Raw genomic sequence first — 12,713 nt, forward strand, 5'->3', positions numbered from 1 at the left:
CGGTGGTGGTGATGGTGAAACGTGACCTGCGCGATTACTCGCCCCGGGTCTTCTTGATGATCTCCTCGGCAACGTTCCGAGGTGTTTCGGCGTAGTTGCTGAACTGCATCGAGTACACCGCACGACCCTGGGTCTTCGACCGCAGGTCGCCGATGTATCCGAACATCTCGGACAACGGAACCAACGCGCGTACAACCTTAACGCCACTGGCGTCGGTCATCGACTGGATCTGGCCGCGGCGCGAGTTCAGGTCGCCGATGACGTCCCCCATGTACTCCTCGGGGGTCCGCACCTCGACGTCCATGACCGGCTCGAGCAGGATCGGGTCAGCCTTGCGCACGCCCTCCTTGAGGGCCATCGAACCGGCGATCTTGAACGCCATCTCCGAGGAGTCGACGTCGTGGTAGGCACCATCCAGCAGCGTGGCCTTGATCCCGACGAGCGGGTAGCCGGCGAGCACGCCGGTCTGCATGGCGTCCTGGATGCCCGCGTCCACCGACGGGATGTACTCGCGTGGGATCCGGCCACCAGTGACCTTGTTCACGAACTCGTACATCTCGCCGGCCTCGGGGTCCAGCGGTTCGAAACTGAGTTGCACCTTCGCGAACTGACCCGAGCCACCCGTCTGCTTCTTGTGGGTGAAGTCGAGCTTGTCCACCGTGCGGCGGATCGTCTCGCGGTAGGCGACCTGCGGCTTGCCGACGTTCGCCTCGACCCGGAACTCGCGGCGCATGCGGTCCACCAGGATGTCCAGGTGGAGCTCGCCCATGCCGCCGATCTCGGTCTGGCCGGTCTCGTCGTTCAGGGAGACCGTGAAGGTCGGGTCCTCCGCAGAGAGCTTCTGGATGGCCGTGGAGAGCTTCTCCTGGTCGCCCTTGGTCTTCGGCTCGATCGCCACGAAGATGACCGGGTCGGGGAAGCTCATCGACTCGAGCACGACGGGGGCGTCGAGGGCGCACAGCGTGTCGCCGGTCGTCGTGTCCTTGAGTCCGATGACGGCGTAGATGTGGCCGGCGTGGAGCTCCTCGACCGGGTTCTCCTTGTTGGCGTGCATCTGGAAGAGCTTGCCGATGCGCTCCTTCTTGCCCTTCGTCGCGTTGAGCACCTGGGTGCCGGGCGTCGCCGTCCCCGAGTACACGCGGATGAAGGTGAGCTGGCCGAAGAACGGGTGCGCGGCGATCTTGAACGCGAGCGCGGAGAACGGCTCCTTCTCGCTCGGCTTGCGCACGAGCGGGCTCTCCTCGTCGCCGGGCACGTGACCGGTCATGGGCGGCACGTCGAGCGGCGAGGGGAGGTAGGAGACGATGGCGTCGAGCACGGGCTGCACGCCCCGGTTCTTGAAGGCGGAGCCGCAGAACACGGGATAGACCTCGGAGGAGATGGTCAGGGCGCGGACGCCCGCCATGATCTCCTCGTTGGTCAGCTCTTCGCCCTCGAGGTACTTCTCCATGAGCTCCTCGGAGGCCTCCGCGACCTGCTCGACGAGCTTGGCGCGGTACTCCTGGGCCTTCTCCACGAGATCCTCAGGGATCTCCCGGGTCTCGTAGTTCGCCCCGAGCGCGACGTCGCCCTTCGCGTCACCGGGCCACACGAGGGCCTTCATCCAGACGAGGTCGACGACGCCGACGAACTCCGACTCCGCGCCGATCGGCAGCTGCATGACCAGCGGGGTCGCGCCGAGCCGGTCGATGATGGTCTGCACGGTGTAGTAGAAGTCGGCACCGAGCTTGTCCATCTTGTTGACGAAGCAGATGCGCGGCACGACGTACTTGTCGGCCTGGCGCCACACCGTCTCGGACTGGGGCTCGACCCCCTCCTTGCCGTCGAAGACCGCCACGGCGCCGTCGAGCACGCGCAGCGAGCGCTCGACCTCGACCGTGAAGTCGACGTGTCCGGGGGTGTCGATGATGTTGACCTGGTTGCCGTTCCAGAAAGAGGTCACCGCGGCGGAGGTGATGGTGATGCCGCGTTCCTTCTCCTGTTCCATCCAGTCGGTGGTCGAGGCGCCGTCGTGGGTCTCGCCCATCTTGTAGTTGACGCCGGTGTAGAAGAGGATCCGCTCGGTCGTCGTGGTCTTGCCGGCGTCGATGTGCGCCATGATTCCGATGTTGCGGACCTTGGTGAGGTCGGTCAGCACGTCCTGTGCCACAGATTGCTCTTTCTCTCGCGCGGGAGCAGGGGAACTGCACGGCCGGCAGCGCGACGGGCGGGCCCGCCAGCGCCGTGCCGGGTGCGGATGCGACTACCAGCGGTAGTGCGCGAAGGCCTTGTTCGACTCGGCCATCTTGTGAACGTCCTCGCGGCGCTTGACCGCGGCACCGAGGCCGTTCGAGGCGTCGAGGATCTCGTTCATGAGTCGCTCGGTCATCGTCTTCTCACGCCGCACTCGCGCGTAGTCGACGAGCCAGCGCAGGGAGAGAGCGGTCTGCCGCACGGGACGGACCTCGACCGGCACCTGGTAGGTGGCGCCACCGACTCGGCGGGAGCGCACCTCGAGCGTGGGTCGGATGTTCTCGAGGGCGCGCTTGAGCACGACCGACGGGTCCGACTGGGTCTTCTCACGGACGCCTTCCATGGCGCCGTACACGATCGCCTGCGCGGTCGACTTCTTGCCGTCCTGCAGCACGCGGTTGACGAGCTGGGTCACCGTCGGCGAGCCGTACACGGGGTCCGCGACGAGGGGACGCTTCGGGGCTGGGCCCTTACGAGGCATTACTTCTTCTCCTTCTTCGCGCCGTAACGGCTACGAGCCTGCTGGCGGCCCCGGACACCCTGGGTGTCGAGGGCTCCGCGGACGATCTTGTAACGCACACCGGGGAGGTCCTTCACTCGGCCACCGCGCACGAGCACGATCGAGTGCTCCTGCAGGTTGTGTCCGACGCCGGGAATGTAGGCAGTGACCTCGATGCCACTGGACAACCGCACACGGGCGACCTTACGCAGGGCCGAGTTCGGCTTCTTGGGGGTGGTGGTGTACACGCGGGTGCACACGCCGCGGCGCTGGGGGCTGCCCTTGAGGGCCAGCGACTTGGTCTGGCCGACCCTGGCGCTGCGACCCTTGCGGACCAGCTGCTGAATGGTGGGCACTACTTCTCCGTCTCGATTGCTTGACTGCTCTGGTTGTGATCGGGGGGCCGATCGATCCGAGTCACCTCGGTCTTGTCCGCCGGCTCGCCCTACACGAGGAGGCCCGCGTCCGGGCGCGTGGCCCGTGACTCCCGGGCATCTCACACGTCGGTGTTCGATCCCAGGGGACGCCGGGCGCCCGGGCGGCGCAGTTCGATTTCCCGGCATCCTCACGGCGGCCAGCGAGGAGAGGACCTCCGGCAACCGGTGACGCTCGAACGACTCGAGTGCGCACGCGAGAGCCCGCCAGAGCGGGCACTGCCGACTAGGATACTCCGGAGATTGCGGGCAGGTCAAAGGGAGGATGGCGGCGATACGCCCGAAACGCTGTGGCGCTGGCCACTGGAGCCGGATGGGATTCCGGTCGGCCGCGGTCGTTGCCGGTCGGCCCGGGCCACCGATCGTGCCCGCGCCCCCATCCTAACGTCCCGAGCCGCGCGGGGGCGCAGGTCGGTCTCGGCGCGTCGGCGGCGGCGTGCGGGGCGCGTGGGCAGGCCTACCCATTGGCGGACGGCGGTGCGGGTGGTGTGCTGGGGCGACCCCCGACCGAAGGCAGAGATGACCGCGATCGACTTCAGCGCGATGGCCCGTGGGGCCGAGCTGCTCGGGCAGCAGGCCGATCACGGCCGCGCCGTGGAGGACTACCTGCGCCGCGAGGCGGGGCCGGGCGCGGGCGGTGGCGGGCCGCTCCTCGCCGCGGCGCGCGCACGGCTCGGCGCCGCGACGGAGCTCGGCGCCCGAGGGGCGCGGCTGAGCACGATGATCTCGAACGGCACGGCCCTGAGTCTGTCGCAGTCGGTCCGCGAGTACGTACGCGTCGAGCAGGACCTGCACGCCACGCTCAACCGGCTGCTCGCCCGGTTCGATTCGCCCGCGACCCCCTGGGAGGACCCGAGTGCGCCGGCGGCGGCGGGCCCGGCCGTGGTGGCCGCCGCCGATCCCCGTTCCCACCTGACCCCGCCGCACCGCGGCGCTCACGACGGCGATGAGAGTGACGGGACCGACGACCTGCGCCGGGATGCCGCGCGGCTGCTCGGCGGGATCGACTGGGTGGCCCGGGGGGTGCTCGGCTTCTCGATCCTCGAGGACGTCGTCCGCGCGCCCCTGGCGGGCGACTGGAGCGAGGTCGGCGCCGACGTGGCCGCATGGGCCCACGGCGCGGACGCCATGCGTGCGATCGGAGCGAATTACGCGTCCCTGGCCGCGTCGGACCGGTCGTGGGGCGGAGCGGCCGGGCAGGCCTTCCGTGCCCGGGTGAGCACCGCCGGCAGTGCGCACGAGGGGCTGGGCGCGGGCTACGACGCGGTCGCCGGGTACGCGGCGGCCGTATCGATCGCCTGCAGGTACGCCTGCGCCGGAATCGGGCTGCTGCTGACCCGGCTCACGGCCGCCCTCCTCGACCTCGCGATCGAGGCGACCGATCCCGCCGGCTGGAGCGCGCTCGGCCCGAGCGCGCACGAGACGATGAACACGGTGGTCCGGGGCGTCCGCCTCGCCTATGCGCTCATCGACGCTGTGCTCGATGCGATCACCGCGGTCGTCGGGGGCACGGTGCACCTGCACGACGTCGTCGACGCGCTCGAGGGCCTCGCCGAATCGGCCGGCGGCGCCGGCCGGGGCGAGAGCGAATGAGCGCGCTCGACCGGCTCCGGGCCCTCATGGCCGAGGCCGAGGACTACGCCGCCGGCGCCGCACCGGCCGGCGGCGCGCTCGACCGGTTGGCCGCCCGGTCCGCCGATGGATCGCTCGGTCCTCAGTGGGCTCGCCTCGCCCCCCGGCTCGCGCGCGGCGAGACCACGGCCGCGGCCGTCTTCGCCGGCGAGGACGCGAGCCCCGAGGCCGTCACCCTGCGGGCCCGGGCGGGCGTCCAGCTCGGGCGGCTCGATCTGGCCGAGATCCCCCCGGCCGACGAGGAGCTCGAGCGCGAGCTGGCCGAGAACTGGGCCGCGATGGTCGCCGCCCGGAAGGCACTCGAGGGTCGCGCCCACGGCTGAGACCCGCCGCCCTCCGGGACGTCGAACGGCCCGCCTCCCGGAGGGGAGACGGGCCGTTCGTCGTCGGTCGGCTCAGCGGAAGTCCGTGAATCCGCCGAGGTCGAGTTCCTCGAGGGCGATCGGGTCGCCGACGTCGGGCAGCGGCGCGTAGTCGATCTCGTCGTAGCCGAAGCTCGGGTAGAGCTCCGCCTTCGCCTCCTCGGTCGGCTCCACCTTGATGTCCCGGTAGCGGGCGAGGCCCGTGCCGGCGGGGATGAGCTTCCCGAGGATGACGTTCTCCTTGAGGCCGAGCAGGGAGTCCGACCGACCGCTCATCGCGGCCTCGGTCAGCACCTTGGTCGTCTCCTGGAACGACGCGGCCGACAGCCACGAGTCCGTCGCCAGCGAGGCCTTGGTGATTCCCATGAGCTCCGGTCGACCGGAGGCCGGCACGCCCCCTTCGGAGACGACCCGGCGGTTCTCGTCCTCGAACCGGCCACGCTCGGCCAGTTCACCGGGCAGCAGCCGCGACTCGCCCGAGTCGAGCACGGTCACGCGCCGCAGCATCTGCCGCACGATGACCTCGATGTGCTTGTTGTGGATGTCCACACCCTGCGAACCGTAGACCAGCTGCACCTCGTCGACCAGGTGCTTCTGAACGGCCCGCGGGCCGAGGATGCGCAGCACCTTCTTCGGGTCGACCGCGCCGGCCACGAGCTGCTGACCGACCGAGACGTGCTCGCCGTCGCCGACGAGCAGCCGGGCACGCTTGGAGACCTGTTCGACGATCTCCTCGCTGCCGTCGTCCGGGGTGACGATGATCCGGCGGGACCGGTCGGTGTCCTCGATGCCGACCCGGCCGGCCATCTCGGCGATCGGCGCCTCCCCCTTGGGGGTGCGGGCCTCGAAGAGCTCGGTCACACGCGGCAGACCCTGGGTGATGTCCTCCGCCGACGCGACACCACCGGTGTGGAAGGTGCGCATCGTCAGCTGGGTTCCCGGCTCACCGATCGACTGGGCCGCGATGATGCCGACGGCCTCGCCGATGTCCACGAGCTTGCCCGTGGCCAGCGACCGCCCGTAGCACTTGGCGCAGGTACCCACCCGGGACTCGCACGTGAGCACCGAACGGACCTTGATCTCCTCGACGCCGGCCGCGATGAGTCCCTCGATGAGGACGTCTCCGACGTCGTCGCCGTTGGAGCCCAGCACGGTGCCGTCGGCGCCGCTCACCTGCCCCGCGAGGGTCCGCGAGTACACGCTCGTCTCGACCTTCTCGTGACGACGGGCGACACCGTGGTGGTCCTTCTCCACGATCGGCATGACGAGGCCCCGTTCGGTGCCACAGTCGAGCTCGCGGATGATGACGTCCTGGGAGACGTCGACGAGGCGACGCGTGAGGTATCCGGAGTCCGCGGTCCGCAGCGCCGTGTCCGCCAGGCCCTTGCGGGCACCGTGCGTGGCGATGAAGTACTCGAGGACCGACAGTCCCTCACGGTAGTTCGACTTGATCGGGCGGGGGATGATCTCGCCCTTCGGGTTGGCCACGAGGCCGCGCATTCCCGCGATCTGGCGGACCTGCATCCAGTTGCCGCGGGCGCCGGAGCCGACCATCGTGTTGACGGCGTTCTCCTGGGGGAAGTTCGCCCGCATCGCCACGTCGACCTCGTTGGTCGCCTGGGTCCAGATCTCGATGAGCTCGTTGCGACGCTCGTCGTCGGTGGTCAGACCGCGGTCGTACTGGCCCTGGACCTTCGCGGCACGGGCCTCGTAGGCCTCGAGGATTCCCGCCTTGGCATCCGGCGTGACGACGTCGGAGATCGCGATCGTCACCCCCGAACGGGTGGCCCAGCCGAATCCGGCCTCCTTGAGCGCATCGAGGCTCGCGGCGACCTCGACCTTCGGGTAGCGCTCCGCGAGGTCGTTGACGATGCCCGAGAGCTGCTTCTTGTCGACGACCTCGTTGATGTACGGGTAGTCGATCGGCAGCGCCTCGTTGAAGATGGTCCGGCCCAGGGTGGTGGACAGGGTCATCGGCTCAGTCGGGTTCCAGCCCTCGGGAACCTCGACGTCGGCACCCGGCACGAAGTCCGAGACCCGCACGGTGATCTGTGCGTTGAGGTCGAGCTCGCCGGCGTTGAACGCCATCCGCGCCTCGGCCGGGTTCGTGAAGCTCCGGCCCTCGCCGGGTGCGCCGTCCTTGCCCACGGTCAGGTGGTACAGGCCGATGATCATGTCCTGGCTGGGCATGGTCACCGGACGCCCGTCCGAGGGCTTGAGGATGTTGTTGCTCGAGAGCATGAGGATCCGGGCCTCGGCCTGGGCCTCCGTGCTCAACGGCAGGTGCACGGCCATCTGGTCGCCGTCGAAGTCGGCGTTGAACGCGCCGCACACGAGCGGGTGCAGGTGGATGGCCTTGCCCTCGACCAGCTGCGGCTCGAAGGCCTGGATGCCGAGCCGGTGCAGGGTGGGCGCACGGTTGAGGAGCACCGGGTGCTCGGTGATGACCTCCTCGAGGACGTCCCACACGACCGGGCGCGCGCGCTCGACCATCCGCTTGGCCGACTTGATGTTCTGGGCGTGGTTGAGATCGACCAGGCGCTTCATCACGAACGGCTTGAACAGCTCGAGCGCCATCTGCTTGGGCAGACCGCACTGGTGCAGCTTGAGCTGCGGCCCGACGACGATGACGCTTCGACCCGAGTAGTCGACGCGCTTGCCGAGCAGGTTCTGACGGAACCGGCCCTGCTTGCCCTTGAGCATGTCGGAGATCGACTTGAGCGGACGGTTCCCCGGACCGGTCACCGGCCGACCACGGCGGCCGTTGTCGAACAGCGAGTCGACGGCCTCCTGAAGCATGCGCTTCTCGTTGTTGACGATGATCTCCGGCGCGCCCAGGTCGAGGAGCCGCTTGAGGCGGTTGTTCCGGTTGATGACCCGGCGGTAGAGATCGTTCAGGTCGGAGGTGGCGAAGCGGCCACCGTCGAGCTGGACCATCGGGCGCAGGTCCGGCGGGATCACCGGGATCGCGTCGAGCACCATCCCGAGCGGGGAGTTGTTCGTGGTGAGGAACGCGTTGACGACCTTGAGGCGCTTGAGCGCCCGCGTCTTGCGCTGTCCCTTGCCGGACCGGATGGTCTCCCGCAGCGATTCGGCCTCGGCCGCGAGGTCGAAGGTCTCCAGTCGGCGCTGGATCGCCTCCGCCCCCATGGAGCCCCGGAAGTAGTTCCCGTAGCGGTCCTGGAGCTCGCGGTAGAGCATCTCGTCGCCCTCGAGATCGGCGACCTTGAGGTTCGCGAACCGGTCCCAGACCCGCTGGAGCCGGTCGAGCTCGTTCTCCGCGCGCTTACGGATCTGCGCCATCTCACGCTCGGCGGAATCGCGCACCTTGCGGCGGGCGTCGGCCTTCGCGCCCTCGGCCTCGAGCTCGGCCAGGTCGGTCTCGAGCCGCTCACCGCGCTGGGCGATGGCCAGGTCGCGCTGCGACTCGAGCTCGGTGCGCTCGAGGGCGATCTCGTTCTGCAGGCTCGGCAGGTCCTCGTGCCGGCCCTCCTCGTCGACCCACGTGATCATGTAGGCCGCGAAGTAGATGACCTTCTCGAGGTCCTTCGGGGCGAGGTCGAGCAGGTAGCCCAGCCGCGACGGCACGCCCTTGAAGTACCAGATGTGGGTGACGGGCGCGGCGAGCTCGACGTGGCCCATCCGCTCGCGGCGGACCTTCGAGCGGGTGACCTCCACACCACACCGCTCACAGATGATGCCCTTGAACCGGACCCGCTTGTACTTGCCGCAGTAGCATTCCCAGTCACGGGTGGGTCCGAAGATCTTCTCGCAGAACAAGCCGTCCTTCTCGGGCTTGAGCGTGCGGTAGTTGATGGTCTCCGGCTTCTTCACTTCACCGTGGGACCAGGCACGAACTTCGTCCACGGTGGCCAGACCGATACGAAGCTCGTCGAACGCGTTGACGTCGAGCACTATTCCTACTTCCTTCGACTCGCGATAGTCGTATGGAGTTGATTGTGAACCGAGGGCGTCCGCGGCCCGGCCGGACCGGGCCGCGGACCGCCACTCAGATCTCTTCGACGCTGCTCGCGTCGGGGCGACGGGACAGGTCGATACCGAGTTCCTCCGCAGCTCGGTAGACCTCCTCGTCGGTGTCGCGCATCTCGATCTCGGTGCCGTCCGCGGACAGCACTTCGACGTTGAGGCAGAGCGACTGCATCTCCTTGATGAGCACCTTGAAGGACTCGGGGATGCCGGGCTCGGGGATGTTCTCCCCCTTGACGATCGCCTCGTACACCTTGACGCGGCCGGGAACGTCGTCCGACTTGATCGTCAGGAGCTCCTGCAGCGCGTACGCGGCGCCGTAGGCCTCGAGCGCCCACACCTCCATCTCGCCGAATCGCTGGCCACCGAACTGCGCCTTCCCCCCGAGGGGCTGCTGGGTGATCATCGAGTACGGACCCGTGGAACGGGCGTGGATCTTGTCGTCCACGAGGTGGTGCAGCTTGAGGATGTACATGTAGCCCACCGAGACCGGCTTCGGGAACGGCTCCCCGGAGCGACCGTCGAAGAGCATCGCCTTCCCGCTGGAGTCGATGAGCCGCTCGCCGTCGCGGCCGGGCAGCGTGCAGTCGAGCAGGCCGCGCAGCTCGTACTCGCGCAGCCCGTCGAAGACCGGCGTGGCGACCGTGCTGTCGGGCGCGGCCTTGAGGGCCTCGGGCGCGAGGTTCTCGGCCCAGGCCGGCAGCTCTCCGTTCTTGGCCTGCTCGATCCCGGCGTCCCAGCCCTGCTTGGCGACCCACCCGAGGTGGGTCTCGAGCACCTGGCCGACGTTCATGCGGCCCGGCACGCCGAGCGGGTTGAGGATGATGTCCACGGGGGTGCCGTCCTCGAGGAACGGCATGTCCTCGATGGGCAGGATCTTCGAGATGACACCCTTGTTGCCGTGGCGGCCGGCGAGCTTGTCGCCGTCCGTGATCTTCCGGCGCTGCGCGACGTACACGCGCACGAGCTGGTTGACGCCCGGGGGCAGCTCGTCGCCGTCCTCCCGGTTGAACTCCCGGACCGCGATGATGGTCCCGGACTCGCCGTGCGGCACCTTGAGCGAGGTGTCGCGCACCTCACGGGCCTTCTCGCCGAAGATGGCGCGCAGGAGGCGCTCCTCCGGCGTCAGCTCGGTCTCGCCCTTGGGCGTGACCTTGCCGACGAGCACGTCGCCGGCCCCGACCTCGGCACCGATGCGGATGATACCGCGCTCGTCCAGGTCCGCCAGCACCTCGTCGGAGACGTTCGGGATGTCCCGCGTGATCTCCTCCGGGCCCAGCTTCGTGTCGCGGGCGTCGACCTCGTACTCCTCGATGTGGATCGAGGAGAGCACGTCGTCCTGCACGAGCCGCTGGGAGAGGATGATCGCATCCTCGTAGTTGTGCCCTTCCCAGGCCATGAACGCCACGAGCAGGTTCCGTCCGAGCGCGAGTTCGCCCTCGTCCGTGGCGGGACCGTCGGCCAGCACGGAGCCGACCTCGACCCGCTGGCCCTCGTCGACCAGCACGCGCTGGTTGTAGGAGGTCCCCTGGTTCGAGCGGCGGAACTTCGCCACGCGGTAGTTGAACTGGCTGCCGTCGTCCTGGGTGACCACGATGGCGTCGGCCGATACCTCGGTCACGACCCCCGGCTTCGCGGCGACGATGACGTCACCGGCGTCCACGGCGGCCCGGCGCTCCATGCCGGTGCCCACGAGCGGCGACTCGCTGCGCACCAGCGGGACGGCCTGGCGCTGCATGTTGGCGCCCATGAGGGCACGGTTCGCGTCGTCGTGCTCGAGGAAGGGGATCATGGCCGTGGCGACCGAGACCATCTGCCGGGCGGAGACGTCCATGTAGTCCACGTCCTCGGCGGGCACGTCGATCGCCTCCCCGCCGCGGGTCCGCACGAGCACGGTCTCCTCGGCGAAGCGGCCGTCGTCGGTCAGCACGGCGTTCGCCTGGGCGATGACGTAGCGGTCCTCGTCGTCGGCGGTCAGGTACTCGACGTCGTCGGTCACCAGGCCGGAGCGCACCTTGCGGTACGGGGTCTCGACGAAGCCGAACGGGTTGATGCGTCCGTAGGTCGCGAGCGAGCCGATGAGGCCGATGTTCGGGCCCTCCGGGGTCTCGATCGGGCACATGCGGCCGTAGTGCGAGGGGTGCACGTCGCGCACCTCCATGCCGGCCCGGTCACGGCTCAGACCACCGGGGCCGAGCGCGTTGAGGCGGCGCTTGTGGGTCAGGCCCGCGAGCGGGTTGTTCTGATCCATGAACTGCGAGAGCTGCGACGTGCCGAAGAACTCGCGGATCGAGGCGACGACCGGGCGGATGTTGATGAGGGTCTGCGGCGTGATCGCCTCGACGTCCTGGGTGGTCATGCGTTCGCGGACCACGCGCTCCATCCGCGACAGCCCGGTGCGCACCTGGTTCTGGATGAGCTCACCCACGGCGCGGATCCGGCGGTTGCCGAAGTGGTCGATGTCGTCGGTCTCGACGACGACCTCGACCGGCTCGCCGTGCCGGCTGCCGGCCATGGTCGAGGAGTCCTGGTGGAGCGCCGCGATGTACTTGATGGTCGCGACGATGTCGGAGTTCGACAGCACCGAGTCGTCGAGCGGGGCGTCGACGCCGAGCTTCTTGTTCACCTTGTAGCGACCGACCTTCGCGAGGTCGTAGCGCTTGGGGTTGAAGTAGAAGTTCTCGAGCAGCGCGCTGCCGGCCTCGACCGTCGGCGGCTCGCCGGGACGGATCTTGCGGTAGAGGTCGAGCAGGGCCTCGTCCTGGGTGTGGACGACGTCCTTCTCCAGGGTCTCGAGCACCGTGGGGTACTCGGCGAACTCCTCCCGGATCTCCGACTCGGTCAGCCCGAGGGCCTTGAGTAGGACGGTCACGGGCTGCTTGCGCTTGCGGTCGACGCGCACGCCGACGGCGTCCCGCTTGTCGATCTCGAACTCGAGCCACGCACCCCGGGACGGGATGATCTTGGCGGTGAAGACGTCCTTGTCGGAGGTCTTGTCGGGGGTCCGCTCGAAGTAGACGCCCGGGGACCGCACGAGCTGGGAGACGACGACCCGCTCGGTACCGTTGATGATGAACGTGCCGCGCTCGCTCATGAGCGGGAAGTCCCCCATGAACACGGTCTGCGACTTGATCTCGCCGGTCGTGTAGTTGACGAACTCGGCCGTGACGAACAGCGGGGCCGAGTAGGTGAAGTCCTTGTCCTTGGACTCCTGGGAGGAGTACTTCGGCGGCTCGAAGCGGTGGTCGCGGAAGGACAGGGACATCGTCTGACCGAAGTCCTCGATCGGAGAGATCTCCTCAAAGATCTCTTCCAGCCCGGAGACCGAGGGGACCTCGTCTTCTCCGGCGGCGGCGACCCGCGCCTGCCATGCTTCGTTCCCGAGGAGCCAGTCGAAGCTCTCCGTCTGGAGCCCGAGCAGGTCGGGCGCCTGCATCGGCTCGATGATCTTCTGGAACGAGACACGGCGGGATGCCGTCCGGTTTGCAATTGCGTCAGCGTGAGGAGCAGTAGGGGTGCGCGAGGCAGCCAAGAGGGGTTCCTTCCCTACGGAGTGTGTGTGCACAC

The 12,713-nt window shown here is 68.7% G+C and carries 7 protein-coding genes; 2 read left to right on the forward strand and 5 right to left on the reverse strand.

Annotated elements, in window-relative coordinates; translation table 11 throughout:
- Positions 1-34: 34 nt before the first annotated feature.
- From fusA to rpsL, 3 genes are all read right to left on the reverse strand, one after another.
- The gene (gene fusA, locus GCG21_RS13210; protein WP_153878775.1) at positions 35-2,149 is read right to left on the reverse strand and encodes an elongation factor G; all 2,115 of its coding nucleotides are present in this window, start codon (positions 2,147-2,149) and stop codon (positions 35-37) included.
- A gap of 93 nt (positions 2,150-2,242) precedes the next feature.
- Positions 2,243-2,713 (reverse strand): 30S ribosomal protein S7, encoded by a 471-nt coding sequence (rpsG, locus tag GCG21_RS13215; protein WP_152910153.1) that lies wholly within the window; start codon positions 2,711-2,713, stop codon positions 2,243-2,245.
- Positions 2,713-3,087 (reverse strand): 30S ribosomal protein S12, encoded by a 375-nt coding sequence (rpsL, locus tag GCG21_RS13220; protein ID WP_153878776.1) that lies wholly within the window; start codon positions 3,085-3,087, stop codon positions 2,713-2,715. The genes rpsG and rpsL overlap by 1 nt, the downstream gene beginning before the upstream one ends.
- A gap of 597 nt (positions 3,088-3,684) precedes the next feature.
- Between rpsL and GCG21_RS13225 the strand changes: the two genes are divergently transcribed.
- Positions 3,685-4,758 carry a hypothetical protein gene (locus GCG21_RS13225; RefSeq protein ID WP_152910154.1) on the forward strand — a complete coding sequence of 358 codons (1,074 nt, stop codon included), beginning with the start codon at positions 3,685-3,687 and terminating at the stop codon, positions 4,756-4,758.
- The gene (locus tag GCG21_RS13230; protein WP_152910155.1) at positions 4,755-5,120 is read left to right on the forward strand and encodes a hypothetical protein; all 366 of its coding nucleotides are present in this window, start codon (positions 4,755-4,757) and stop codon (positions 5,118-5,120) included. Before GCG21_RS13225 ends, GCG21_RS13230 begins: the two co-directional genes overlap by 4 nt.
- A gap of 72 nt (positions 5,121-5,192) precedes the next feature.
- Here the strand turns inward: GCG21_RS13230 and GCG21_RS13235 are convergent, their stop codons facing one another.
- Both GCG21_RS13235 and rpoB read right to left on the reverse strand, forming a co-directional pair.
- Positions 5,193-9,074, reverse strand: coding sequence for a DNA-directed RNA polymerase subunit beta' (locus GCG21_RS13235; protein ID WP_370517517.1), 3,882 nt, complete (start codon positions 9,072-9,074; stop codon positions 5,193-5,195).
- Between the two features lie 94 nt (positions 9,075-9,168).
- Positions 9,169-12,678 (reverse strand): DNA-directed RNA polymerase subunit beta, encoded by a 3,510-nt coding sequence (gene rpoB / locus GCG21_RS13240; RefSeq protein ID WP_152910157.1) that lies wholly within the window; start codon positions 12,676-12,678, stop codon positions 9,169-9,171.
- Between the last annotated feature and the right edge of the window lie 35 nt (positions 12,679-12,713).

Source organism: Pseudactinotalea sp. HY160 (assembly GCF_009372055.1).
GTDB lineage: Bacteria > Actinomycetota > Actinomycetes > Actinomycetales > Beutenbergiaceae > HY158.

What these genes read in the sequence shown, in the direction of transcription:
- GCG21_RS13230 (WP_152910155.1), top strand. Translation starts at nt 4,755, where the DNA reads ATGAGCGCGCTCGACCGGCTCCGGGCCCTCATGGCCGAGGCCGAGGAC.
- rpsG (WP_152910153.1), bottom strand. Translation starts at nt 2,713, where the DNA reads ATGCCTCGTAAGGGCCCAGCCCCGAAGCGTCCCCTCGTCGCGGACCCC.
- GCG21_RS13225 (WP_152910154.1), top strand. Translation starts at nt 3,685, where the DNA reads ATGACCGCGATCGACTTCAGCGCGATGGCCCGTGGGGCCGAGCTGCTC.